The organism is Saccharopolyspora tripterygii (genome assembly GCF_054778355.1).
In genome coordinates this window covers 103,191-128,340 of the sequence record NZ_BAAGZP010000024.1, presented here as the reverse complement: position 1 = coordinate 128,340, position 25,150 = coordinate 103,191, and the positions used below count along the sequence as shown (strand labels likewise).

At 68.9% G+C, this 25,150-nt stretch carries 26 protein-coding genes; 11 read left to right on the top strand and 15 right to left on the bottom strand.

Annotation, left to right across the window (positions count from 1 at the left end; translation table 11 throughout):
- From ACYVF3_RS19360 to ACYVF3_RS19325, 8 genes are all read left to right on the top strand, one after another.
- A partial coding sequence (locus ACYVF3_RS19360) for a C40 family peptidase (RefSeq protein ID WP_461155636.1) occupies positions 1-1,130 on the top strand: 1,130 nt, incomplete at its 5' end.
- On the top strand, positions 1,127-3,010 hold the full coding sequence (locus tag ACYVF3_RS19355) for a type IV secretory system conjugative DNA transfer family protein (protein ID WP_461155635.1): 1,884 nt from the start codon (positions 1,127-1,129) through the stop codon (positions 3,008-3,010). The genes ACYVF3_RS19360 and ACYVF3_RS19355, both read left to right, overlap by 4 nt.
- A complete protein-coding gene (locus tag ACYVF3_RS19350) occupies positions 3,007-3,663 on the top strand; it encodes a hypothetical protein (RefSeq protein WP_461155634.1) in 657 nt (218 codons plus the stop codon). Before ACYVF3_RS19355 ends, ACYVF3_RS19350 begins: the two co-directional genes overlap by 4 nt.
- Positions 3,664-3,877: 214 nt before the next feature.
- Positions 3,878-4,339: a thioesterase, FlK family gene (locus ACYVF3_RS19345; RefSeq protein ID WP_461155633.1), complete on the top strand. Its 462-nt coding sequence runs from the start codon at positions 3,878-3,880 to the stop codon at positions 4,337-4,339.
- A gap of 47 nt (positions 4,340-4,386) precedes the next feature.
- The gene (locus ACYVF3_RS19340) at positions 4,387-5,088 is read left to right on the top strand and encodes a GGDEF domain-containing protein (protein WP_461155632.1); all 702 of its coding nucleotides are present in this window, start codon (positions 4,387-4,389) and stop codon (positions 5,086-5,088) included.
- A complete protein-coding gene (locus tag ACYVF3_RS19335) occupies positions 5,085-5,456 on the top strand; it encodes a WhiB family transcriptional regulator (protein WP_461155631.1) in 372 nt (123 codons plus the stop codon). Before ACYVF3_RS19340 ends, ACYVF3_RS19335 begins: the two co-directional genes overlap by 4 nt.
- Positions 5,457-5,519: 63 nt before the next feature.
- Positions 5,520-5,768, top strand: coding sequence for a hypothetical protein (locus ACYVF3_RS19330; RefSeq protein WP_461155630.1), 249 nt, complete (start codon positions 5,520-5,522; stop codon positions 5,766-5,768).
- An 87-nt stretch (positions 5,769-5,855) separates the two neighbouring features.
- Positions 5,856-6,812, top strand: a complete 957-nt coding sequence (locus ACYVF3_RS19325; protein WP_461155629.1) for an ATP-dependent DNA ligase — start codon at positions 5,856-5,858, stop codon at positions 6,810-6,812.
- 326 nt (positions 6,813-7,138) lie between these two features.
- Here ACYVF3_RS19325 and ACYVF3_RS19320 read toward each other — a convergent pair whose 3' ends face one another.
- Positions 7,139-7,927, bottom strand: a complete 789-nt coding sequence (locus tag ACYVF3_RS19320) for a S1 family peptidase (protein ID WP_461155628.1) — start codon at positions 7,925-7,927, stop codon at positions 7,139-7,141.
- Here ACYVF3_RS19320 and ACYVF3_RS19315 point away from each other — a divergent pair.
- On the top strand, positions 7,927-8,100 hold the full coding sequence (locus ACYVF3_RS19315; protein ID WP_461155627.1) for a hypothetical protein: 174 nt from the start codon (positions 7,927-7,929) through the stop codon (positions 8,098-8,100). The genes ACYVF3_RS19320 and ACYVF3_RS19315 overlap by 1 nt on opposite strands.
- Positions 8,101-8,279: 179 nt before the next feature.
- Here ACYVF3_RS19315 and ACYVF3_RS19310 read toward each other — a convergent pair whose 3' ends face one another.
- From ACYVF3_RS19310 to ACYVF3_RS19300, 3 genes are all read right to left on the bottom strand, one after another.
- Entirely contained in the window at positions 8,280-8,744 is a 465-nt protein-coding gene (locus tag ACYVF3_RS19310; protein WP_461155626.1) for a TSCPD domain-containing protein, read from the bottom strand.
- A 227-nt stretch (positions 8,745-8,971) separates the two neighbouring features.
- Positions 8,972-14,071, bottom strand: a complete 5,100-nt coding sequence (mobF, locus tag ACYVF3_RS19305; RefSeq protein ID WP_461155625.1) for a MobF family relaxase — start codon at positions 14,069-14,071, stop codon at positions 8,972-8,974.
- Positions 14,072-14,426: 355 nt separating this feature from the next.
- Positions 14,427-15,470 carry a hypothetical protein gene (locus ACYVF3_RS19300; RefSeq protein ID WP_461155624.1) on the bottom strand — a complete coding sequence of 348 codons (1,044 nt, stop codon included), beginning with the start codon at positions 15,468-15,470 and terminating at the stop codon, positions 14,427-14,429.
- 897 nt (positions 15,471-16,367) lie between these two features.
- Between ACYVF3_RS19300 and ACYVF3_RS19295 the strand changes: the two genes are divergently transcribed.
- Both ACYVF3_RS19295 and ACYVF3_RS19290 read left to right on the top strand, forming a co-directional pair.
- The gene (locus ACYVF3_RS19295; protein ID WP_461155623.1) at positions 16,368-16,871 is read left to right on the top strand and encodes a hypothetical protein; all 504 of its coding nucleotides are present in this window, start codon (positions 16,368-16,370) and stop codon (positions 16,869-16,871) included.
- 170 nt (positions 16,872-17,041) lie between these two features.
- A complete protein-coding gene (locus tag ACYVF3_RS19290) occupies positions 17,042-17,986 on the top strand; it encodes an alpha/beta fold hydrolase (protein WP_461155622.1) in 945 nt (314 codons plus the stop codon).
- Positions 17,987-18,489: 503 nt separating this feature from the next.
- Here ACYVF3_RS19290 and ACYVF3_RS19285 read toward each other — a convergent pair.
- The 11 genes from ACYVF3_RS19285 to ACYVF3_RS19235 form a co-directional block, all read right to left on the bottom strand.
- The gene (locus ACYVF3_RS19285) at positions 18,490-19,131 is read right to left on the bottom strand and encodes a hypothetical protein (RefSeq protein WP_461155621.1); all 642 of its coding nucleotides are present in this window, start codon (positions 19,129-19,131) and stop codon (positions 18,490-18,492) included.
- 160 nt (positions 19,132-19,291) lie between these two features.
- A complete protein-coding gene (locus ACYVF3_RS19280; RefSeq protein WP_461155620.1) occupies positions 19,292-19,873 on the bottom strand; it encodes a hypothetical protein in 582 nt (193 codons plus the stop codon).
- Between the two features lie 85 nt (positions 19,874-19,958).
- A complete protein-coding gene (locus ACYVF3_RS19275) occupies positions 19,959-20,402 on the bottom strand; it encodes a single-stranded DNA-binding protein (protein WP_461155619.1) in 444 nt (147 codons plus the stop codon).
- A 308-nt stretch (positions 20,403-20,710) separates the two neighbouring features.
- On the bottom strand, positions 20,711-20,959 hold the full coding sequence (locus ACYVF3_RS19270; protein WP_461155618.1) for a hypothetical protein: 249 nt from the start codon (positions 20,957-20,959) through the stop codon (positions 20,711-20,713).
- Positions 20,956-21,336: a hypothetical protein gene (locus ACYVF3_RS19265; protein WP_461155617.1), complete on the bottom strand. Its 381-nt coding sequence runs from the start codon at positions 21,334-21,336 to the stop codon at positions 20,956-20,958. Before ACYVF3_RS19265 ends, ACYVF3_RS19270 begins: the two co-directional genes overlap by 4 nt.
- A 66-nt stretch (positions 21,337-21,402) precedes the next feature.
- A complete protein-coding gene (locus ACYVF3_RS19260; protein ID WP_461155616.1) occupies positions 21,403-22,410 on the bottom strand; it encodes a DUF4192 domain-containing protein in 1,008 nt (335 codons plus the stop codon).
- A 200-nt stretch (positions 22,411-22,610) separates the two neighbouring features.
- Positions 22,611-22,901 carry a hypothetical protein gene (locus ACYVF3_RS19255; RefSeq protein ID WP_461155615.1) on the bottom strand — a complete coding sequence of 97 codons (291 nt, stop codon included), beginning with the start codon at positions 22,899-22,901 and terminating at the stop codon, positions 22,611-22,613.
- A complete protein-coding gene (locus ACYVF3_RS19250; RefSeq protein ID WP_461155614.1) occupies positions 22,898-23,410 on the bottom strand; it encodes a hypothetical protein in 513 nt (170 codons plus the stop codon). Before ACYVF3_RS19250 ends, ACYVF3_RS19255 begins: the two co-directional genes overlap by 4 nt.
- Before the next feature lie 238 nt (positions 23,411-23,648).
- Positions 23,649-24,074: a hypothetical protein gene (locus ACYVF3_RS19245; RefSeq protein ID WP_461155613.1), complete on the bottom strand. Its 426-nt coding sequence runs from the start codon at positions 24,072-24,074 to the stop codon at positions 23,649-23,651.
- 105 nt (positions 24,075-24,179) lie between these two features.
- A complete protein-coding gene (locus ACYVF3_RS19240; protein WP_461155612.1) occupies positions 24,180-24,398 on the bottom strand; it encodes a hypothetical protein in 219 nt (72 codons plus the stop codon).
- A gap of 96 nt (positions 24,399-24,494) precedes the next feature.
- Positions 24,495-25,052 (bottom strand): hypothetical protein, encoded by a 558-nt coding sequence (locus ACYVF3_RS19235; protein WP_461155611.1) that lies wholly within the window; start codon positions 25,050-25,052, stop codon positions 24,495-24,497.
- Between the last annotated feature and the right edge of the window lie 98 nt (positions 25,053-25,150).

Below are 25,150 nucleotides of genomic sequence, written 5' to 3'. Positions count from 1 at the left end.
CCATGTCGGGGTCGAGCAAGGGCACCGTGTGGTCGATGGTCGCCGTCGCGCTGACGGCGTTCGTGATCATGCCTGCGGCGATGGTCGGGGCTGCGGTCCTGGCGGTCTCCGGCAGCCTCGGCACTGCTTTCGGCGGCTGCCACGGCGACGGCGGCCCGGGCGGGGGCGGGCAGCAGGTCGGCGACCAGCAGTGGTCCGGCGAGCAGATGACCAATGCCCAGACCATCACCTCGGTGGTCCAGCAGCGCCATCTGCCCAAACGGGCCGCGGTCCTGGCGATTTCGACCGCGATCGTCGAGTCCCGGCTGATCAACGTCCACTACGGAGACCGCGACTCGCTGGGGCTGTTTCAGCAGCGCCCGTCGATGGGCTGGGGTTCGCCGGAGGAAGTCACCAACCCCGCCTACGCCACCGGGAAGTTCCTCGACCACCTGGTGCAACTCGACGGCTGGCACACCATGCCGCCGGGCGTGGCCCAGCAGAAGGTGCAGGCATCGGCGTTCCCCGACCGCTACGCCCCGCAGGAACAGCCCGCCAGCCAGCTGATGGACAAGTTCTGGACCGGCCCGGACAACCCGGTCCCGCCGCCGAGCGGCGGGGATACGGCTCAGCAGGCCTCGGCCAGCCAGTCCGCGCTGGGCTGCCCGGACCAGGGCGCATCGAACATCCCGCTCGATCCGGCCAAGCTCCCGCCGGGCTTCCAGCTGCCGAGTGACCCGAAGCAGCGCGCGGCCGTGGAGTTCGCGCTGAGCAAGCTCGGCGCCCCGTACGTGTGGGGCGCGAAGGGCCCGGATGCCTTCGACTGCTCCGGGCTGATGCAGGCCGCGTGGGCTCGCGCCGGGGTACCGATCTCGGCGGGCACCTACGGCCAGAAGGACGACGGCCGCGCCGTCTCACCCGCCGATATTCAGCCCGGTGACCTGGTGTTCATCCCCGGCTCGCTCGGCTCCCCGTCCGATCCGCGGCACGTGGGGATGTACGCCGGCCACGGCGTGATCGTCAACGCCTACGACTCCTCCACCGGCGTGATCCTCGAACGCCTCGATGCGTGGGCGCCCCAGGTCGTGTCCATCCGGCGAGTCGCCGAACCCACCACACCACCACCGCCGCAAGGGAGTCCGCAGGCATGAGCAGCAACCACCGCATTGCACCCACCGCCGATCGCGACCTCGCTCTGATGGGCGTGCTGGTTTCCGTACTCGGCGCTCTGCTGGCCCTGGCCGCCGGTCTCATGGCCGGCGCCGCGGCCGCCACCGTTTTCGCCGGTGGCCCCTGGCAGATGCCCGGCTTCGACACCTGGGTGTCCGGGGTGTTCGCCGTGCTCGGCAACCCCTCCGAGCCGGCCGCGGGCCTCGGAGCACCGTGGGCAACGGCGCTGGCCGGGCGGCCGGGCCTGTACTGGACGGCCACGCTGGCGATCATCGTGACCGCGGTGGCTGTCCTGTCCACGGTGGCCGGGCTGGCCTGGCGGCGGTTCGGCCCGTCGCAGCCCGGTCACGCCAGCCGGGAGGACATCCGCTGCGAGCTCTCCCTGGAGGCGGCGCGGCGCACCGCCGAGTGGACCCGGCCGAGCTTGAGCCCGCGCGAGCGGCGCCGTGCACCCCTGGAGCAGGTCGCCGCACCACTGCACCGCGGCCCGAACCACGAGGTCATGTGCACACCGCTGGAAAACCCCACCGGTGCCTTCGCGCCCACCCAATCGGGCAAGTCCCGCACGGATCTGGTGCACAAGGCGCTCGCCGCGCCGGGCGCGCTGCTGTGCAGCACCACGAAACCCGACTTGGTCGAGTTCGCCGCGATGGCCCGCACTCGCCGCCCCGAAGCCGGTCCCGTGCTGGTCTTCGACACCACCGGCGAGGTGCACTGGCCCGCCAAGGTCCGCTACTCGCCGGTGGCCGGGTGCCAATCGTTCACCACCGCGCGCCGCCGCGCCGAGACGCTTGTCGACGCCGCGGCCGTGGGATTGGAGAACGTGGGCGGCAACGACAAGGTGTTCCGCGAGCGCGCGAAGATGGTCGTGCAGTCCTACCTGCTCGCCGCCGCCCACGCCGGGCGCGGGGTCGCCGACCTCGTCCGGTGGGCGATCACCAAACCGCCGGACCAGGAGCCGGTCGAGCTTCTGCGCGAGCACGGCTTTCCGGAGCTGGCCGACAACCTGCGCTCCGAGATCGGCATGGTCGCCGAGACCTCCGATGCGGTGTGGCTGAGCGTCCGCCGGGTCATCGAACCCTGGCTGGACCCGCACCTGCGCGAGCTGTGCTCCCCGAAGCCGGGGGAGGAGTTCGATCCCCGCAGCTTCATCGGTCAGCAGAGCAGCCTGTTCCTGGTCGCCGGGGAGCACCAGGCCGCCCAGGTCCGGCCGGTACTGACCGCGCTGGTCGAGGACATCCTGACCAACGAGCAGGAAATGGCGCTGTCGTACCCGTCCCGGCGGCTTGACCCGCCGGCCACCAACGACCTCGACGAGCTCTTCGACGCCACCCCGGTCCCGAGATTGCCGGAGATCCTGGCCGATTCGGCCGGGCGGGGCGTGATCATCCACTGGGCCGCGCAGTCGCTGGCGCACCTGGACACCCTCTACGGCGAGAACGGGCGCCGCCAGCTGCTGGACAACACCACGACCCTGACACTCTGGGGCGGCATCAAGGACCCCAAGACCTTGGAGTGGATCTCCACGATCGCCGACCACCACGAGCGCCGGCGCTACCAGCAGCAATCCGACGGCCTGTTCGGCATCGGCCGCACCTCGGTCGGCACCGAGTCCGTGCCGACCTACCGGCCCGGCGCGGTGCGCACGGTCGACCGCGGCCGCGTCCTGGTCTTCCACCGCCACCTCCGCCCGATCCTGGCCCGCACGGTCGATGTCAAGCGCCGCAGCGACTGGAAGTCGCTCAAGGCCGACGTTGACGCGGTGCGCAACGGCGAGGTCCCCGTGTCCCCGGATGGATACGCCCTGACCAGCTCCGCGCAGCCCGCAGCGCCCGCCTACCAGGAGGTGAAGCCGCTGTGAGCGAGGACGACATCACCCCGAACCGCCGCCGTCGTGAACCCGCAACGGACGAGCCCAGCGAGCACGATCCGGCCAACACCGAGGAGCTGGACAAGCAGCTCAGCGCGATCACCGAGGTCGTCGGCGGGCTGGCCAAGAAGGTCAACTCGCTCCGCGAGCGCATCGACGCCCTCGAAAACGGCGACACCGGCGACGAGGACGAGCAGGACGACAAGCACGACCGGCCCGCCGCGTGGGTGGTGTTCACCCCGCCGGCCGCGGCCGAGGACCGCCAGCACCGCAAGGACGGACACAGTCCGAACTGGACACTGGATAACTTCGTGGCCTGGTACAACGCCACCTACGTAGGACTGGCCGGTGGTCCCGACACGCCGATTCCCGAGTGCTGGCGCCAGCATCCCGGCCTGGCGATGGAGGTCGCCACGCTCGCCTACAGCTGGCGGCGGGCCAACGTCGGCGCCACCGCCAACGTGCGCGACGCCCAGTACTGGCATCACACCTGGCGGCCCGGTTTCGCCGCCCGGCTCACCGAGTGGATCCACGCGCACTGCATCGACGGACGACACCGCCCCGCCGGGGCCAGCGCCCGCCCTGACCGCTTCACCCAAGCCACATCCGAGGAAGTGCACGTCAGAAAGGAAGTCGCGTCATGACCGCCACCGCTCCACGCCCATCCAGTCCTCGTCCAGCACCAGGGCCGCGCTGCCCGGAATGCCAGGTACCCACCCGCTGGCTGCCGCGCCCGTTGCTGCGGTGGTTCTGCCCCGACTGCGAGGTGTCCTGGCGCGACCCCTGTCAACCAGGACTGCGTGAAAACCCCAGCGCCACCGCCAATCCGTTCGCACCAGCACTCGTGGAGATCCCGTCATGACCGACTACTACACGCGCTCCTACACCGCTCGCCGTGCCATCCGCGCCGCCGAGCCGACGCCCCTGCACACCGCACACCGCGTCATCGGCGTCGAGCACACCGTCCCGGAGATCCTGCCCGGCAGCCTTCTCGCCAGCCGCGGAGAACAGGTGTGGGCCACCGGATCGCTGATCGCGATGTTGGAGGACGCGACCTGGGAAGTCGTCGCGCCGCACGTGCCCGACGAACGCGCGCTGGTCGGCTGCGGCGGCGTGTACGAGCACACCGCACCGACCCTGCCGGGCCAGCAGGTGCGCATCGAGGTCTACCGCACCTATGTGCCCGAGGGCGGAGGAAAGCAGCTGTGGACCGTGCGTGCGGTCAACGTCGCTACCGGCCAGCAGGCCGGCGTCTTGCACCACGAGGTGGCCACCCCGAATCGCGCGCGGTTCTACCGACGGCTTCGCGCGCGGATGTGAGGAAAACCAGCACGTGACCAGCACAACGACGCACAGGGAGCCCGACCATGATCTTCCTCGAATGGCGCCCCGCTGCACCGTCCTCGTCCCGCTCGACGACGGCCCTCGGCGCGGCCGCGGCCACCGCCGCAGCCGGGTGGATGCTCACCGCCACCCGGCTGCACGCCCGCACGCGCCAGCTGCACCGCGCCCACCATGACCCCGTCACCGGACTGCTCACCCGAGCGGCCTGGGAACCGGCCGCCCAAGCGGCGCTGCGCCACCGCGACTGCACGGTCGGCCTGGTCGACCTGGACGGGTTCAAGGCCGTCAACGACAACCACGGCCACAAGGTCGGCGACGAGGTGCTGCGCACCGTGGCCACCAGGCTGAAAACCCAGCTCGGCCACCTGGCCGTCGTCGGCAGGATCGGCGGGGACGAGCTGGCCTTCGTCACCCGCGGACTCCGCCCCGGCGACCTCGACACCCTGGTCTCCGCGCTGACCACGCCGATCCCGACCACCAACGCGGGAGTGCTCCAGGTCGGGGTCTCGCTCGGCATCAGCACCCTCGGCCGCCAGGCCGCGCTCTCAGACGCACTGGTCGCCGCCGACCTGGCCATGTACGAGGCCAAATCCACCCGGCAGGGCGGCGGATGGCGCGTGTGCTCGCCGCGCTCCCACGCGGCCGCCTTACCCGCACTGTGCCCCGCACCCCGCCAAGAAACCCGTGCATTCGGGCCCGCGACACAGGAGGTGAACCAGCGATGAGCGCACACTGGGAAGACGACGCCGCATGCCACGGCACGATGCTCGAGCTGTGGTTCGGCCCCGACGACTACGAGGAACCGGTGGACCAGACCCGCTGGCGGCAGCGCCGCGCGACCGAGTTCTGCACGAAATGCCCGGTGTGGACTGAGTGCCTGTCCGCCGAGCTGGTGCGGCCGCTATCCGAGCAACACGGAATCCGCGGCGGGCTCACCCCACGCGCGCGGGAGCGGCTGCTGGCACGGTGGCGCGACGCCGGGCTCGTGCCCGAGCACCGCCCGCCGGACGACGTCGACCTCGTGCGCACGCTGCTTAACGAGTCAGGCGAGTCAGACCTGCTGCCCGCCAGGAGCTACTGCTCCAGCAACTAGTGAGATAGTGGGGCCGGCGGGGTGGGCACGCGATCGCCCGTACAGGATCGTCAAGGGAGCACGATGCCGATCTGGCTGCTCATCATCATCGACGTCGCGGCCGTCGGTTTCGCCGTGTTCCTGGCCTTCAAGCTGCCGCACGACCCGTGGCGAATCACCCCGTCGCTGGTGGTGACGTTCCTGCTGACGATTCTGCTGGGGGCCACCATTGATCCGCGGGCGTTCCTGCTCACCGCAGGACTGGTCGCCGCGTTCGCCACCGGCCGCACCGTCTACCGGCTCCGGCAGTCCCGCTCGACCTCGAACAAGTAGCACCGCCAACCCGGGGTTGACCGCCCGGCGAGAGGCATCTCCCGCGCCATCCGGCGAGGAGCGCGCGACAGGGGCAGGCTGACCAGGGTGGTTGTGCTGCATCCGCCGATCCCGGTTGCCGTGGCCGCTCGCACCCAGGAGGTTCCCAGCGACCGCGGCCGGTGGGCGTTCGAGCCGAAGCTCGACGGCTACCGGGTGATCGCGTTCGCTGGACTCGGGCTGCTTCAATCCCGACAGGGCCGGACCGGCATGACCACCCGGTTTCCCGAAGTCACTGCTGACCTCGCCGCCCTCGGCCGCGACGTCGTCCTCGATGGAGAATTGGTCGCGCTACGCGGCGAACACCTCGAGTTCGCCGCGCTCCAGACAGGACCCGCGCGCCGCACCCGCGAGCACGTCACCGTCATCTACATGGCCTTCGATCTCCTGGCCACGGGCGATGAGGACCTTCGCACCAGGCCCTACCTCGACCGACGTGCCGCCCTCGCCGACCTGCTCGCACACCCTCGCCCACACCTGCAACTCGTCACCCACACCCTCGACCCCAACGCCGCTCGCGAATGGCTGGACCCGAGCTGGGGTGAGGCCGGAATCGAGGGCCTGGTGGCCAAACCGGTTGCCTCGCGCTACATGCCGGGATCACGTAGCGGGTGGCTCAAGATCCGCCAACTGGTGACCACCGAGGCGGTGGTACTCGGCGTCGTCGGTGCCGCATCCCTCCTGCTTGGCCGCCCTTCTTCGCGCGGGGGTTGGCGGGCCAGCGGGGTATCCCAGCCGGTCTCGGCTCGACTGCGCGCCGAGCTTGCCGCCCGGCTACGTCCCGATGCCGAGGCCCCTACGCTGGCGCAACTGCCGGGCGTGGTCGCCGGACTACCTGGAGGTGAGCCAGTTGTGTACCTCCCGGTGCATCCGGACGTCGTGGTCGAGGTGATCGCAGATACCGCGGTTGAATACGGGCGCTGGCGCCACCGGCCAACCATCGTCCGTATCCGGGAAGACCTCACCCCAGATGAACTGCGTTTTCGGGCCTCCAGGCCAGATTGAGGGTTGCAATGACTGCAACATTGAGTCTTGGGATCACTGCCGGGCGAGCTTCGAGCGGAAGACCAGGCAGCTGGAGTCGGTGTTCTTCTCCTGGACCGTGACGGTGATGATCTGTGATCGCTGGATCCACGACGAGGCCAACAAGGGAATCTGGGGTCACCTGGACCGCGAACCGGGTGGCCACGTCCCCGGTTCAGCGCCCTGCCGAGCAGGAGAGGTTCCTGGCCCCTGGATGTACCGGACAACCTCCAGTACGCCGCCAAGGCGTAGTAGTTCACCGGGGCGGGCGTCGAGACGTAGTCGTGGCGCGGCCACGCAACGGCCGTTCACGTTATGCCAAATAGGCGAGACCACCACGAAGGTGCGCCCTCATCGATTTCAGCGAGACGGGTGGCGTAACCAACGCTGAGATCACCACTATCGCTCCGACGCTCTCCGACATAAATGCCGACAACTCCCCATTGGAAACCTGGCCGACGGTCGGTTATCGGACTGCCGGAGCAGCCAGCTCCGGCTACTGCGCTCAGCTCATAGAACCTGTGTCCTTCAGGGCGTTCGAGTGGAACGTCAGTGAGTCGCCGACGGATATGACCCTCGGAATAGACGAGCGATGGCCGTGGAAATGCACGGCCATCCACCACGATCTCATGCAATACCGCGTCAGGGTATCCCCAGAGCATGTACTGACAACTAGCGTACTCCTGAATTCGACTTAGGGTAAACGGTGACGGATACGATCCGTCCTCTAGCCTAAGCGCAGCGACATCTTCAGTCGGATGTAACTCAATGCTGGTCACCGCAGCTGCCTGCCAGCCGGACTCACGAATGAACAGTACCGCAACCTCTCCAATCTTAATTTGTTCTGCCACATGGCGGGCGGTCAACGCAATCCCTTCAGGTTCGGCCAGCAAGAACGCAGTACCTGCTAGACTCTTGTAGGAAAGCTCATCGCACCTGACCTCGACGTTGACAACCGGCACGACAAAATTGTCCATGCGTTCAGAATCCATCTCGCTCATCCTCAGATGATGGCAAATTCCGGTCGACTGGGCATCTATGAGCACATCGCCCCAACGGTTGATCACTACGTCCGAAAAAGCCACAGCTTCGCCCAATGGCTGATATTCGGCGGCCCGCTGATCGCCACAACGCCCTAAACCACGAGACGATCGTCAAGTTCAACGAGCTGCTGGCCAACTGCGTGATCTACTCCACCGCACTTCTGTCCGAGGCCGTCGCCGCCCTCGGGGGCACGCTGCACGAGCGGTGGCCGACAACCCGACGATGACAGCATCAGGCCCGCACGCCTTCAGGGACTGTGCGGTACTGGTGCTTTGGCTCAGGGTGTTGGCTGCACCAGTTGTTCGACACTGCGCTCGCACGGGGCTGGCTCGACGATCGGTGACCGAACTGTGCGAATCCGGCACGTTTGGAATTCGTGCACTACGCCAGCTATCCGGGACGACCTCACCCCAGATGACCTGCGCTCTCGTGGTCAAGAGCCGCGTCAGTGGTGAGCACGCCAAGCGCCACGCACCGGTGGCGAGGCAGGAACTCCAGGGCAAGAAACCTCGCCAGGTAGTCGATCGGGCTGGTCACGAAGTGGATGTCGCTGTCGTCGGTCCAGCCCTGCGGCTCGAACCGGGTGTTCACAAACCGGGCCACGACTTCCTCGAGCGGCATCCCGTAATGCAGCGCCTCGGTGAGCAGCTCACCAAACGCCTCCAACATCCCGTGTCCGAAGCTCCCGTGCTTGGAGTGTGCGATGTGGACATCCACAGGCCGGCCATCGGCATCAGCGGAAACGAACACCGTGAAGTCCGTACCGCCGATCGAGACGTCCGTGGTCATGCCCGGCCGCGTCCGGGGGAGACGCTGCCTTACGACAGCGGGGGTGACGCTCATCGGGCGGGCGGGCTTGGCGACGACCACAACAAGCTCCTCAAACACAATCGATAGATGAAGGACCGAAGATTGACCACTAGATGTGGTGATCGTATCGACGGGTACCGACATTTTCGGACAGTGGCGCGTCACCCGTTCCGGTCGGAAGCCACCAGCGCCTCGAGGAGCTGTTCGCGCCCCAGCCGAGTGAAGAACCCCGGAAACGCCTGGGTTTCCGGGGTTCTCTGGTTTTTCAGGATGGTTCGAGGTGAGGTTCAGAAGCCCATGCCGCCCATGCCGGAGTGGAAGCCGCTGCCCTGGTCGAGCTCGTCGTCGTCATAGCCGTAGCGCTCGTAGGAGCCCTCGCTCTCGCGGCGGGCCTCGTCCTCGTCGCGGTAGTCGAGCTGGCGCTCAACATAGTCGTCGCGGTAGTCCTCCCGGGTTTCCAGGACCTGGTCGCGCAGGGCTTCGATTCGTTCGGTGGTGTCGTCGCGCTGGAAGTTCTCGTTCGGGCTGGTCATCGTCTGCCTCCACTTGTCGGTGATCGTCCGCCAGGCATCGGCTCTGGCGGTCTGGCCGCCGGGTTCGGGCCCCAGCGGCACGTCCGGGTCGTTCGTGCGGATGCCGTAGGTCTCGCGGTAGGCGGCTGCGAGCCCGGCGACGTCGTCCCAGTGCTCGGCGGCGGTCTCCTCCTGCGGCCGCGGGCTGAGCCGCGCGGCCCAGTCCGGACGGTCGTGGGCGACGTGGTCGCGGAGCTCGTCGACCCGGGTCGTCACGGCGGTGGTGATCTGGTCGAGGTGGTCGGCCAGCTCAGGGGAGGCGTCTCGCACCGTGCGGTGCGGGGCCGTCAGCCAGGGCAGCACGGGCTGCTCACCGGCGCCCTGGTCGCGCTGGTCGGTGAGGTGGTCGACGACGATCTGGGCGGCGTAGCGGTGGGCTTCTGTCGGGTCGGCGGGCCACTCTGCGAGCTGCCGTGCGGCGTCGGTCACCGCCGCTTCGGCGTCCAGTCCCTCGGCGGCGCCGGCGGCGGCGTGCCGCCACACCAGTCGCCAGTCGTCGGTGACGTCTTCGTCCGGCACGACTGCGGTGGTGATCGTGTGCCACCGGTCGATCTGCTCTGCACTGGGTTCGGCGAAGCGGGCGGGTGGCTCGCGGTCGGCGATGTGGGACTCGATGCGCCACCGCAGCACCGCGGCCGGGTCGCTGCTGTGCTCGCGGCCGCTGCTGGCAGCGGCGCGCGCGACGAGCCGGTCGGACTGCCAGCCCAGTGTTTCGGCGCGGCGCAGCGTGTCCAGCAGCTTGGGCTCGGCGGGCTGGCCGAGCGCGTGGGGGGCGTGCTCGGCCAGGGCCTGGTGCGCCACGTGATTGAGCAGTTCGCGGCTGGTGTTGTGGTGGCGCTCGGCCAGCACCGACAGCGGTTCCTCGGTCCGCTCGCTGATGGTGTCGGTGAAGGTGTCCAGCAGATCGTCGACGTCGATGCCGTCGCGTAGCCGCTCCAGCTCGTCGTGGCTCGTCCCCGTGGCCTGGTCAGTGCTGGCGTTCTCTGTGGGAGGACCCCACTGGTCGATGAGCTCGTGCCAAGCGCGGGCACGCAGGCCCTGGCTATCGGGCTGAGCCCCCAGCGGGTGAGCCGGGTCGTCGCTGGTGACGCCGTAGGTGTCGCGGTAGGCGGCGGCCAGACCCGCCACGGTGTCCCAGCGTTCGGCCAGTGCGGGATCCTCGGGGCGTGGCCCCAATCCGGCAGTCCAATGTGGCTGCTCGGCGGTGACCTGGGCGCGCAGTTCGGTGTGGCGATCGTGGATGGCGCCGTTGAGGCGCTGGAGGTAGTAGCACAGCTCGTCGCTGAGGCTGCTGTGGTCGGGACGGGCCATCCACGGCAGCGAGGGCGACCAGCCAGCGCCGCGTTCGCGTTGCTCGGACAGCGCGTCCGCGACCGCTCCGGCGGTGTAGCGGTGGGCGTCCATCGGGTCGGCTGCGGGCCGGTCGGCAAGCTGCCGTGCGGCGTCGGCCACCGCCGCGTCGGCGTCCAGGCCCTCAGCGCTAGCTGCGGCCGCCAACTTCCAGACCTGTGTCCAGGCCGGTTCTTCGACGTCGGCGGTGGCGTCGTGGCGTTCGACGATCCCGCGCCAGTGGTTGATCTGGTTCATCGTGGGCGCGGCGGTGCGCGGTGGTGGTTGTTCGTGCAGCAGGTGCTGCTCGATGCGCCATTGCAGCACCGCAGCGGGATCGTCGGCGTCGGCCAGCTCGCCCTGGGCGAGGGCTGCGGGTACCAGGTGCTCGGCCTGCCAGCCGAGGTCTTCGGCGTTGCGCACGGTCTGGCGCAGCGCCCCGGTGGCGGGCTGCTCCAGCAGGTGGGGCACGTGCTCGGTCAGCACCGCCTCGATGCGCTCCTGCGAGCCGAGGTGCGCGACGAAGTCGTGGTGGCCGACCAGAGTGCGCAGCGACTCGGCCTTGTCCAGGGACGCGCGCAGTTCCTCGGTCGCCGAGGTCTCGGCCGAGGACCGTTCGAGTGCGGCTTCCAGGACGCCCCGCCCGGTGCGTTCCAGCGGGGTTTCCTGGTGGCTGTCGATCGTGTGCTGGACGGTTTCGACGTAGACCTGGTTGTCGTACTCGGCTCGGGTCATCTGGGTGTAGAGCTGTTCGCGGGACAGTCCTTGCGGCACGACACTGTGCGACGAGCCGCCCTTGACCGACATGCCCTGCGAGCGGTTCACCGTCGCCGCGTAGGCCAGCTCGACATGCTCGGCAACGTAGTCGGACGGCAGCGTCACGGTGCCGCGGCTGCCCTGGTGACGCAGCTTGAGCTCCCCGTGGCGGCCAATGCCCCGTACCTGCCAGGTGTCACCGTTCTTCACGAAGTCCTTGCCGCTGAACAGCGTTTTCAGCCGGTCGTTGTGACGGGTGACGACCAGGTCGCCCTTGCTGGCGTGGGTGCCGTCGTGCAACTGCACCGCTAGGCCGTCGTCGACGTCGCCGCGGTGTAGCCGCAGTTCGCGGGCCTGGCGGTTCAAGGCGACGACGTCTTCGTTCGCAGGCACGATCAGCAGGCTAGGGCGACCGGCATCGAGGTCGGTGCGCCAAGCGTGGTGCGCGGCGTCGCGCATCGTCTCCCGGCTGCCTTCGTGCACCCAGCCCTTCTTGAAGTAGTAGTCCAGGCCTTCGGGATTGGCGGCGTGCAGCTTCAGGGAGGCCGCGGCCTGCTCGGGGTCGGCGAAGCGCACGACCTCTTTCAGCCGCAGTGCACCGTTGCGGTGGGCGAACCAGCGCACCGCGCCGCCTGCTTCGACGGCGGCGAGCTGCTTGTCGTCGCCGACCATCCGCACGTCCGCGCCTCGGTTCAGGGCGTAGCGCACGACGTCGTGCAGCGTGTGGGTGCCGGCCATCGCGGCTTCGTCGATGATGAGCACATCGCCGCGGGTGAACGGGAACGCGCGCTCGACGCTGCCCATCTGCATCGCGGTGGTGACCTGGTGCAGCGTGTGCGGGCGGGCCTTGATCGAAGAACCGAGCTCCTGAGCCGCACGGGCGCTCGGGCCGAATGCGTAGACCTCGCCGGCGTCGGCACGCCAAGCATCGGCGAAGACCCGCATCGCGGTGGTCTTGCCCGCCCCGGCCGGCGCGTAGAGCGGCTGCACCCGGCGCCCGGAGGTCGCGAACCCGGCCACGGCACGCTTCTGACCAGCGTTGAGTTTCGCGCGGCCGACGGCTCGCCGGACCGTGGTATCGCTGATGCGCACGCCGTCACGGCGACGTCCCCATGCCGCCAGCGCCGACTCCTCACGCAGCGTGCGATTCGTCGTCCAGCGCTGGGCGTTGTGCTCGACGAACACGCTCTCACCGCTGGCGCGGCGCAGCCCCGAGGTCTCCTCGACCACGGGCGGGGCCTGTAGCGCCACCGTGTCGACGTCCCGAACGACCGCCTCGACGATCTGGCCGATGACCTGATCGCGGGTCCCGTCGGGCACCCGCAGATGCGCGGACTGACGATGCGCCTCTGCTTCGAGGTTCCAGATGTTGAAGTGGCTGTAGTGGTCGGAAACCGTCGCCAGCGTGCGTGCGGCGAGCTCGGCTACATCAACCTCGTCAACCTGCTCCGGCGTGTTGCCGAAGAGCCGCTCTCTCAGCCCACCGAGCACCGTCTCGTCGACCATCTCGACGGCCTGGGAGCGCCAGCGCCGCAGGTGTTCGGCCAACGAGCGCGGCGCCTGCTTGGCCTCCCGGGTGCCGTACTGCGCCCGGCGGCCGATCTCCAGGACTTCCTTCGGGCTGGGCTCGCGACCGTGGGAGCGGCTGAATTCCACGATCGCTCGGGCGCGCTCCTGCTCGACCGCCGAAGCACGTTGGGAGAAGCCAGTCAGCAGCTCGGAGGGCACGCCTTCGAGTTCCCAGACCGGGCGCTTGAGATCGAAACCGCCGCTGGGCTTCTCGCTCCAGTGGGCACCCTGCTCGCGGAAGAGGTCCCGCAGGCGGCTGTTGTAATACTCCGAGGTCGTCACCGCCGCGGCCAGCACACTGCGCCCGTCCAAGCTCGTCCAGCGGTCATCGGGGCCCTGAACCTTGGCGCTGATCGGCACGTGGGTGTGCAAGTGCGGATCCCCAGAGCGGGAGTCCCAGTGCTCGAAGATGGCCGCCGTGATGCCTTTGACGTCGTGCTGGGCGTAACCGCCGTCGCCTTTGCGGGTAAAGGCGACGTTGTCCTCGAAGTACTGCAACGTGTCGCGCACGGCCTGGCGGTGCAGTCCGAGGATTTGCTCGCGCGTGGCCTCATCGGACAGCGCCCACGCCACCGAGACCGACTTCGGCGGGGCGAAAACGAGCTCGTAGCCGGAAGTCGCGTTCTTCATCTCGCGCTTCTGCTCGGCCAACCACTTCTTCAACTCAGCATCGCTGGGCAGTGTGCCGCCGTGGTTCTCGGCGTACGCCTGGGCCTGCACCTCCCGGCGGATCGCCGCCCGGGTGGCCTCATCGATCGGCGCACCGATCGGCCGGTCGTGCTCCAGGTTGTACGCCTTGTAGGCATCGACGACCTTGCTGCGCAGCTCGTCGGCACCGCCGTGCTGGCGGAACCGGTAACCGAGTTTCGTCTCGGCCAGTGCCTCTTCCGGCGAGGCGCCCGCTGCGATCTTCTCCGCTTCGATGCGGTCGGCGTCCGGGTGCCTGCCCTCGCCATAGAGGGCGTTCATCTGCGCCGCGGTGACCTCGCCGTCCAACCCCAGTGCGGCCGCGCCGCGCCCGAACCACTGCCCGGGCGGGTAGCCGTGCGCGGTGTAGTAGTCCGATAACGCCTCGCCGGGTTCAAGCTCCCGGTCGCCGCAGGCCACCGACCCGGTCAGGTACTCGTGGCCACCAGGACTGATTTTGCGAACACCGATCACGGCGCCCCCTTCATCAGCGGTTCCTGCCACGGTCGATGCACTCACGCTAAGCAGGCCGGGGCGGCCGCCCGTCGCAGACTCAATCGATACAGATCCGGCGAGCATTGAGAATGCAAGAGGTGCTGTGTGCGAGGTGAGAGTGCCGGCCAACGGGCGCCGGCGGTGTCGTGAGGTGAGGTGCCGGCCGGAAGGCGACCGGTGGCGACGGCGCGAACACGGTGGCAACGGGCACGCGAGAACGGCCGGTGGGGTAGAGGCGCTGGCGTCCAAGACAGACCAGAGGAGCGCAGGCATGAAGAGACCCCCGGTCACGTGGTGACCGGGGGTCGTGAGTCGGGGTGTGGGTGCGGAGAGGTTAGGCGGCGATGAGTTCCGGCTCGGGCGCAGCCTCCACGGCGGCCGGGATGATCATCTTTTCGGGTGCGGTGTGGTCGAGGGTGCGGCAGCTGGCGCATTGCCCGTCGTCGGCGGGCTGCTGCCGCAGATCACGTGGCCCGCGCTCGGCGGCGCAGGTCGCACACGCGGGCAGCTCCGGAGCGCTGAGCGGCTCGGCCGGGGGGTCGGGGACGTGGGACTTGACCCACGCGGCGACCGTGGCGCGGTCGGCTTCGCTGCGGCAGCGTGCCCACTCGCGGCGGAGGTGGTCCAGTGCGGCGGGGTAGTGGTCCCAGATGTAGGCGCAGCGAGCTTCGATTGCCTGCTCGTGGGTGGTGTCGTCGGGTGTCTGGATGCCGGGGCGTCCGGCGTCGCGGCACTCGCCGCACAGCCCGTCTGAGTGCTCGCTTTCATCGGCGCGACTGGGCTCGACGTGGCAGCCCAGCGCCACACATGGACGGCCGTTGCCGCGCACGGCGGTGCGGCGGGGGTCGCGGCGTTCCCGGTCCTGGGCAACGGGGTTGATGGCCATGCGGTCGTAATCGACGGCGTGACCAGGGTGCCCACCGGTGGCGGGTTCCGATTCCGTGGGGGTGGGGTTGTTGGCGGTGTAGGAAAGGTGCGCGGTGAGGGAGCGGGCGGCCTGTTCCTGCTGGCGACGGTCGCGGCGGCGCTGCGGGTCGGTGTCGGTGCTGACCGGCTCGGCGGTGCGTCGGGTGGCGCGGGCGCCTTCGATGGCGTGGCGGTCCCAGCGCGGCGCCTCCTGCTCGGGCTCGCTTCCGGAGGCGTGGGCGGGCTGCTCGTCCGGGCGGGGAGCGCAGGCTTCGATGACGGCGCGGACACGCGGATCGGTGGCACGCGTCCACGCGGCGCGCAGATGGACGGTGGAGGTACGCGGGTAGCAGGTCAGGATGCGCCCGCACTCCAGGAGCGCGGCGGTTTCGACCTCGTCGGCGCTAGCCAGCGTTACGTCCCACTGCTCGCGGGCGGCGTCCAGGTCACCGGCACGCAAGAGGGCGGCCACGGATGACACGGAATCGAAAATCGTCACAGATTGCGACATGAAAAACCCCAAATCGGTGATTTCTGTGTGTAGATCCGGGATTGGCGGTTCCCGGGTGGTGCACTACCATTCTATCCAAAATGGGGCAATAAATGCAGGGTGAAAGCGTTTGTGCCGATAGTGCTTTCGGGTGATTGTTGCGCGCCTGTCAAATGCAGGAGGCAGGCCTGGCACCTGCGATTATGGCTCCTTTTGCGCGCGAAGTAGGTTGGTTTTGTCCGTCGTTTCGATAGAGGCCATCACTCCGTTTGGGGTCGCCGGGTCAAGGGTGGGGCCCCGGAATGTGTGCACAATTCTTCGGAGCTTGCGGAGAATAATTGTGTGCGCATTCCGGGGTGCCCTTGACGCGGTGGGCGCAAACGCCGAGACAATCCGGCCGTCGAAACGCCGGGAAAACCAACCAGCTGTCTCAGGCAGCCGGAGACCTCACCGGTAGGCAGCGAACCTGCCCGCCCACTTCTCGGGGCCGGCCGGGCGCGGCGTCGCTTCCCTCAACCGACCCGGCCTGTGGCCTCGGATGGCTACACTGATCACACGTCCGGCGGGATGGGCTTCATTCGGTGAGCCCCTGTGTGTGCCGGGCGGTTGCCGGTGTGGTCTTGGCGGAGCCACCACTGTGTGGTGGTTAGCCCCATCAGGGCTAACGCACTCGGCACGCGGGGGTGTCCGGCCCATGGCTGGGCACCCCCGCACTGCATTCCCCTCCTCTGCCGCTGACGTTGTGGACCCGGGCGTGTCGGGACGGATCGCCGCTCCCGCTGCCTACCGTCGGAAGACGCCAAGCGAATCCGATGAAGGGGGAACGGGATGAGCGCATCAACGCCCCGCGGGGGCCGCAAGCCGCGTCGGTCGACGCGGGTGAGCCAGAACCTGGAGCGGGCTCGGCAACGCAACGCCGAGCAGCTGGCCGAGCAGAAGAAGCGCGAGCAGCTGGTGGAGGACAACCTCCTCGAGTTCGTCGACGCAGGGGCCAGCATCGCGGCCGAACAAGCCGCCCTGGAGGACAGGCTCGCCGTCCTGCACCGCAAGATCGACCACGCTCGCGCGGCATCGATGGATCGGGTCGCCGGGGAGCATGCGCGGCAGGCTGCGGCGGCCTGGGCGATCCATGAGCACGGCGGGCGCAGTGCCGCACAGGTCGCCGAACTCCTTGAACTGCGTAGTGAGAAAGAAGCACGGCGGCTGATCAACACCGGCCGTACTGGAACCGCGAACCAGTACACACGTCGGGCCGGCGCAACCGATTCTCATGAGCGTGTAGCGGAGGGCGATGGCGCACAGGCCCCGGACGCAGGGCGGCTGAATACGCAGTCGGGGGCCCTGCTGCGGCAAGCGGAGACGCTTGACCGGGACGCTCGGTAGGACCACGCGGTCCGCACCTACTCCGACGCAACGCTCGATGCGGATCGCCGGTGCGCATCCCGAATCGACCTGGGCTGGAACCAGCAGGCCGGACGGTGAGGCGACACCCGGTGAGAACACGACGTTGTGCACCCGCGGGGGAGCGCTGCCTACAACGAGGAGACCGGCCGGTGGCTTTTCAGGCCGAATCGGGCCGCAGACCGGGGAGGTGTGCGCATAATCGGGACCTGGCTTCGATCGAAAAGGAAGCGCGATCCATGAGCGAGTTCGCGACCCCGGAACTGCAAGCCGCCTACCAGCGGGCCTACGACGCGGTGATGGCGCACTGGCCCGTCCCGTTCGAGACCACCGACGTCACCGGTCGTTACGGCACCACCCGCGTCACCTCCACCGGACCCGCTGCGGCACCGCCCCTGGTCCTGTTGCACGGTTACGGCGCCACGTCCGCAATGTGGTATCCGATCGTGGGCCCGCTGTCGGAGCGGCATCGCGTGCACGCGGTGGACGTCATCGGCGAACCAGGCCGCAGCCGTCACTTCGGCGCGCCATTGACCAGCATGGACGATTTCGTTGGGTGGCTGACGGAGACCTTTGATCTCCTCGGCCTGACCGATGCCGACCTGTGCGGCCAGTCCCTGGGCGGCCACCTTGCATTCCGCTTCGCACTCACCCAGCCGGAACGGGTGTCGCGGTCGGTCCTGCTTGATCCGCCGCTGGTCTTCGCCGGCTTCAGCCCGGAGTTCGAGGAGATCGGCAAAAACCGCGACCCGAACCCGTCCTTCGACGACGCTCGCGCACTGTTCGCCCAGGGACCCCCGGGCGAACACCCGCCGGCTCTGGAGGCTTACTTCGACCTGCTCGCCCACGGTGCCGCGCACTTCCCGGCCTCCCCGATCGTGAACCCCCACTTGCTGGACCCGTTGCCTTCGGCGCCGGTTCCCACCCTGGCGGTCCTGGCTGGCGCGAGCGAGATCCACGACCCACACGCCGCAGCTCAAGCCGCCGAGCGCGCCGGAGCGACCACGGTGATCCTCCCCGACGTCGGCCACGGCATCCTCGCAGTTCCCGGGCCGGTGTGTGACCTCGTCCTTGACTACCTCGATCAGGAGAACTAACTAAGAGCCGAAAAGGTCAGAGGGCTCGGGGCCAGGAGAGCCGCCACGCCACGCGAACCACTACCGGGAGAGCGCGTCGACCGAGACCCGGCCGAGGTCCTTCGGGCGGCGCCTCGTTGTGCGCGAGGTGGGTTCAGGTGCGGGAGAGCGCGCGTAGGACCGGTGGCCGGGCACCGGGGAAGCGGCGCCCGGCCACCGGGAGCGGGCTGCGGGGTGTCGGGGCAGTGACCCGCGCCTCTGCTCGGCGGCATGGCTTCTCGAACCTGCGGAGGAGCCGACGGACAGGTAGGTCCTCCCGGGGCGTCAGGTGTCGGCTGGGACGCGGTGCTGGGCGAGCCAGGCTTCGACGCACGAACGCCCCTGCGACCAGCTGCCGGACGACGAACGCCCTGGTGTCGTTGGGGCGCGGTGGTCGCGTAGCTAGTTGAGGACATGCGTAACTGCCAGCAGGCCCGTTGACCGACCGTATTGCCGGTCAGCGGGCCTACCGTCGCGGCAGAGCGTCAGCGAGGGCCGGTGGGGCCGTCGGAGTCCTCAGCACTGGGGCGGGGCGCACGGGACGGCGCGAACGTGGCGAGGGTCGCCTCGACGGCGGCGTGGGCCTGGATTCGGGCGGCGGTGCGGTCGATCTGGTCGAGGATCGCGCGGATCCACTGGCCGAAGGTGTCGCTGAATGGCGCGGGTTCGCCGTGCCGGGTGGCGCCGGTGAGCACCACGGGGCCGTAGAGGGTCGGCACGAAGTCGGGGGTGACGGCGAGGCGCTGGGCGTGGGCATGCCCGAGCTCGCTGGAGGCATAGGTGCCTTCGGCGACGTCGACGATGAGTTCACAGACAAGCCCGGTGGCGGTGTCGTTGAGCCGGCTGGTGCGTGCGCCGTCTTCACCGGCCCAGATCAGTACGTCGGGGGTGTACTGGATGAGCTCGGCGAGTGGGTCTCCGGCAAGCGTGGAGATGGCGGGAACGGGGTCGGCGCGGGGGAGCTCGATGAGCTCGATGCGGTCCTGGTCGAGCAGGACGGCGCGCATCATCTCCGGCCCGGAAACATCCCAGAACCCATGGTCGGCCGGGGACGGCTCCTGCGGATCGGTGAGCGGGGAGAGGAGCTTCTTGAGGTCGTCGAGGAGGGCATGGGGTGGCTGGTGCATGACGAAGTCTGCCTTTCGCAGTGGGGGTGAACGGGGTGAAGACGGCATGAGGCACCCGCTGGAGTCGGTCGGGATGACGACTCCTGCGGGGGCCTGGTCGTGAGGGAGTGCCGGATTGTGCGGCCGGAGCCCGGCCGTGGCACGAGGCCGGCCGTGTTGGTTAGGGGGAGTCCGGGGAATCCGAGGTTTCGAGGACGGTGCTGGGGTCGATGCCGAGCGCGTCGAGGAGGGCGGCCAGGGCGAGGGCTTCGGCGTCGAGCATGGGCTGGACGATGGTGGTGTCGAACCAGTGGGTGAAGGCCTCCGAGAGGGGGCCGGGTTCGCCGTCGTCGGTGACGCCGGTGATCACGGCGTGGCCGTGGATGGCGGGCACGAACCCGGGGGTGTCCAGCAAGGTCTGGGTGTGGGCGCGGGCGTGGTCGCTGGCGGCGTAGTCACCGGTGCTGATGTGGTGGAGCAGCTGGGTGATCAGCGAGGTGGCGCCCGGGTTGAACTCGCTGGTGCGCCGGCTGTTGTCGCCGACCCAGATCAGGGCATCGGGGGTGTAGCGGACGCGTTCGGTCAGCGGGTCACCGACCCGCTCGCGGATGGCGTGCTGGGGCTGGTGGCGGGGGAGTTCGATGATGCCCGCGCCCTCGTTGGTGAGCAGGATCGCGGGCATCATCTCCGGCGTTGACGGCACCCACCAGGTGTCGTGCTGCGGGGTGGCGTGCCAGGTGGCGGCGTCGGGGTGCAGGGTCATGACGGACTTCCTCCTTCGGCTTGGTGGAAAAAGGGGTGGGTGCCGTCCAGCGATTGGACGGCACCCACCCCTGTGGAAGCGGTGATCAGAACGGCGCGTCGGCGGCGGCTCCGGCGGGCGCGGAGCCCCACATGTCGTCGGCCGGGGACTCGTCGGTGGTGTTGCGGGTGGCCTTGCGGACGGTGGCGGTGGCGTAGCGCAGGGCGGGGCCGACCTCGGTGACGTCGAGCTCGACCACGGTGCGCTTGTCACCCTCGCGGGTCTCGAACGAGCGCTGCTTCAACCGGCCCTGCACGAGCACCCGCGTGCCCTTGGTCAGCGACTCGGCGACGTTTTCGGCGAGCTGGCGCCAGGCATTGCAGCGCAGGAACAGCGACTCGCCGTCCTTCCACTCTCCGCTCGCGCGGTCGAGAAAGCGCGGGTTGTTGGCGACGGTGAAGTTCGTGACCGCCGCGCCGGAGTGGGTGAACTTGAGCTCGGGGTCGGCGGTCAGGTTGCCGACGATGGTGATTTCGGTTTCTCCAGCCACAACGGGCCTCCTCAATCCACGAAAACCTGCTTCCAACACCGACACCCCGAAAACCCAGAAGTGGCTGGGTTGTGTGGTTGTGGAGTGTCGATCTGCGACCGCGCGATCGGGACGGGACGGGTGATGCAAGGGTGTGCGCAGCACATCGCGGAGCGACGCCGCAGGCGCCCTTGTGGCACCCGGCCCGTGCTGATCTGATTCGCCCCAGATCGCCCTGCCCGCAGCCACACGGCCCCGTCCCCCGCGCACACCAAACACCAGCAACCCCACCGCGAAACCCACGTGAACCGCCCTGCGGATGTTCGGTATCAGGCGATCTGAGGCTCCACAGTGGATACACGCGATTGGGGTGTGGTGGTGAGCTGGTGGCGGAGGAAGGTGCGGTAGCTGGTGGGGGTAACGTTGCGGCGGCCGACCGTGATCGAGTGCTCGGTGAGTTCCCGTCGGCGGGCTTCGTCGAGCAGGCCGCGGGCGTAGCGGCGCATGCCGGGCTCACCCGCCCGGGCACGGGCGAGGGCCTGGCGTGCCAGGGCGCGGAGGTCGTGGGGTGTCTTCACAGGTCCAGGTCCTCTTCGTCGGCTTCGTCGAAGTCCTCGGCGTCGCGCTCGATCGATTCGACCCGGACGTCGGAGTCCTGTGAGGACACGACGAGGGCGTCCAGGGCCCAGCGGCGGGCAACGTCCTCACTTCCCGTGCCGGTGACCACGACCTCGACGGAGAGGGTGACCGTGCCTTTCCAGCCCGGGACGTACTCGGGGAGGTCCAGGTCCCGCAGGCCGCCGTTCATGCCGGTGAGACAGATGTCGCCGTCGGTGTGGGCCTGGATGATGCGGGACCGGACCTGTGTGCGGAACGCGGTGAGGTCGGCGCGGGCGTGCTCAAGCGCGCGCTGCAGTTCCTCGATGCGTGCGTGGGGGTGTTCGGGCAATGTCATGACGGGCCTTTCGATCGTGCGTGTCTCGGACAGGTCGGTGCGTCCACGCAGGGCGGTGGGCTGCGGTTATCGGTCGCTGACCGGTGTGGGGTTGGTGTGGGCGAGGGCGGCGATCCGGTCCGGGGGGATCCCGTAGGACAGGGCCTGGTCGAGCAGGCGCGCGAAGCAGTGGTCGGGATCGAGGTGCAGGGCGCGTTCGACGGCGATGGCCGCGAGAGTGCCGTCGCCGCGCACGTAGGAGGAAAACGTCAGCAGCACAGCCGCTTCCACCACCTCCGGACCGGTCGGGGTGCAGCGCATCAGGGTGATCCACAGTCCTTCGGCCGCGCGGGCGTGGGGTCCCAGAGCCGTGCGGAAGACTGTGTCGCGGATCTGCTTGTCGCCGATGGCGTGCAGGACGCGGATGAGGATGTCCTCGCCGACCGCACCGCCCTCGGCCAAAACCTGGATCGTCTCCAGCACCAACCGGTATCCGACGGCCGTCTGCTCGCCCGTCGTGGCTGCCGTGGTCTGGTCGGTGAGTGCGTCGAGCGCGGCGCGCCAGCGCGCCGCACTGCCCTCGTCGTGCTGGGGTGCGAGCAGAGCGGTCATCTCGCGGAGACTTGCGTAGGTGACCTCACCCGTTAGCGCGGCCACGACACCCAACGCAGACGAACTGGGATCGGCGACGGTGCCGGTGGCCAGAGGGTCGGCGTAGGAGCCCCACGGGGCGCCGGCGCGGAACTGCGGTGTCCAGAACGCCTGCAGCAGCGGCACCCCGACCTCGCTGCAGAGAGTGGCGAGTCTGCTCACCAGCGCGTGGTGCGGCAGTCCCTCGATGGCGAGGTCACCGGCGGCGGTGGTCACGATGACGATGACACCTTCGACGCCCGCATCGGCCAGCAACGGCGGCCTCACGGCCGCGACAAAGCCCTCGTAGACGGCGGGCGAGGGCACGTCGAGCTGCATGGCCGCGGCGAGACGGGGCTGGGTGTGGATGTCGCGGAAGGTCAGCACGATCACGGAATCGACCGGATAGAACCCGACCAGATGCGGAACAGCGGCCAGAAGATCACCCGGGCTATCCAGGCTCACGGGCATGCGGTGACGGTCGTTCATCATCTCTCCCAACAATCGAATGAACTCACGTGGGCATGCACGCCGCGCGCGGGGCACGCGATGGTGTCGGGCGCACGACGTGATCTCGGGGTGGCCCCGGCTGGAGGCTGCGCACACGTCGAGGCCCGGATTCCCCCGTGTCGCGCAGGGAATCCGGGCCTCGAAGCGAGCTGGAGTTACCGGGCGCGTCGCAGGAGGGTGCTGAGCCGGTCGAGGAGACTGGGCTTGGGTACCGGGGTGAAGGCGAGGCTGAAGACGACGTCGGCGACCACCGCCGGATGGGCCTGGACCGTGCCGCCTCGTTGTCGGTAGCCGCGCCGGATCGAGTCGATGAACACCGGGCACAGATCGCGACTGCCGTCGTCGGCGAGGAAAAACGACCGGGGCATGCCGCACTGCTGGATGCGGTCGGCGAAGTCCCGCACGATCGGATCCCGTCTCAACTCGGCTCTGAGGTCGGTGTTCATGGGGTGTTCGTTTCGTCGGTGGCCACGGCGTTGTCGGGGGCGAGATCGGGCGGCAGTGCTGCGGGCGCGTCGACGAAGACCGCCGGCTGGCCGGTGAGGCTGGTGTGGTTGGCCTGCGCGTTCGCCCTGCCGGCGTGGGCGTTGGGATAGCTGGGGCCGGAGGGGATTCCCGCGCCGTGGCACGTGGGGCACCACAGGTGGATCGCGCCGTCGTACTCGCGGAGGGTGATCTCGTGCGGCTGGTAGTGATAGTTCAGCGCGGCGACGATCAGCGACGCGGTCCCGGCGGATCGGGTGAGGTGGTCGGGCAGCGGGAACCGTCGGCCGGTAGGTCCGCAGAAAACCACACGCACCCGGTCTTGGTCGGGGTGCTCGCTGAGCACCCCAATCAGATGGGGACCGTAGAACACGGCGCAGCGAGTGGGATCAAGAGGTTGGACAACGACATTGGGCAACATCGCGGCTCCTTTTTCCTGACAGGCAAGAGAAAAAGAGCAGACGACCGACACCGCTTGTTCAGCAGCAGTGCCACGGTGGGGTGGCCGGTGTGGGGTCGTTCTGCCTGCGGCCGCATGTGCTGGATCGTGGGTCCGGAACGCAAGCACGGCGGGGTCCCCTCTGGGGTGCCGTGTTGCGTGGAGCGGCCCACGATCCAGCAGGCTGCAGAAAGGCAGAACCCCCACCGCCACCCACACAACGACAAACACCCCGAACCCGATCAGTACGAACCCGGGGTGGGGTGGTGGGTTAGCGGGTGTGGCGGTGGTAGCCGTACATCAGGGCGCGGGCTTGGGCGGTTTCGCGGCGGAACCCGCGCACCCACAGGGCGATAGTGACCGCCGCGGCACCCAGCATGAGCGGGAAGCCCAGGGCGATCGAACCGGGGTGCACGGCAGTGGCCAGCGGTACCGCCACGGCACCGCCCACGGTGACCACCAACCGGCGACGTGGAGCCTCGGGTGCGAGCCACCGGCGGGTCAGCCACCCCGTCAGCAGCCCGGTGGGGGCGCCGAGGACGGCCAGCACCGGGACACCGGCCAGCCAGTAGGGGAGGTGGGTGAACACGCTGCCGGTGAGGACGTTGAGCAGACCGGTGGCGGCGGCGCCCAGCAGCACGCCCAGCCCGGCGGCACCGCAGAGCCGGGCGTAGACGATGAGGGGCTGGAACCGCATGGCCAGCGATGCTACGCCACGGCGCCGACGATGCCGGCCCGATCGCAGGGCGTGCCGCCGGTCGGTCGAGGATCGTAACGGCGAGTACAAGGCAAACTCTCCTTGCTAGTGGAGGTGGGGTGTGGGACAGCCGGCCCGGTGGCATTGCAGCCAGTCCTCGGCTCCGTCGTGGCGGCCTACTGCGTCGAGGAATCCAGCGAGGACGTTGACCTCGATGCAGGTCAGGAATCCGGCGACGTCGTCGGCGAGCATGCCGTCGTCGAAGACCTCGGCCAGGATCTCGCCAGGGTCGTAGTACGAGGGCACCGCACTCGGGGTGGTCACGTCGTTCTCCCAGAACACCCACGCGGTGCCGGGAAGGGGCGGGCTCGCGCGGGGTGGATGTGTGAGCATGGGCCGGGTGCGCACCCGGCCCCAGGGTTAGGCGGTGTGCTCGCCCGGGCGGAGGTGCAGTGGCGCGTAGTGGCATGCCACGGGTTCACCGTGATGCCAGCCCCCGCACTCGATGGTCCCGAGGACACGGCCGGGGACGGCGAGTCTGGCGCGGATGTCGGCTTCAGCGTCATCGATGCTGCTGCCGTACAACTTCTCCCGGTGCTCCTGCTCGTCACCGAGATCCACAGGTTGGTCAGGAAAAGCCGTCTGCCACAGGCGGCCCACCAACCCGGTCGCGGTGGCGTTCAGCGGCGCGGTCTGGCTGACCTGGCAGAGCGCCAGGACGACTTCGGCGCCGGTGGCTTGCCGGGTGTCCTCGCCCTGGGCGACACGGTCGAGGAGTTCACGCGTGTGCCCGCGGTAGACGAACTCGGTGCGCATCCGCTCGTTGGTGGGGCGCAGGAGCGTGAAGCTGTGGTGCAGCGTGTCAGCGTGGGCGGGATGGCGCCGTCGCGCAGTACTGATTTCGTCTTCGCCCCACTCCATCATGTCGAACACCGGAGTGAGTTCCCGTCGCACGTCGTCGACGAGTTCTGTCAACATAGGACTCTCCCATTATGTGAAAACAGTGTTCTGCTGGCGGAATCGGATATCTGGCGGCCGCGGAACCCGCGTTGAGCCCGGGGGTGGTCATGAGAAGG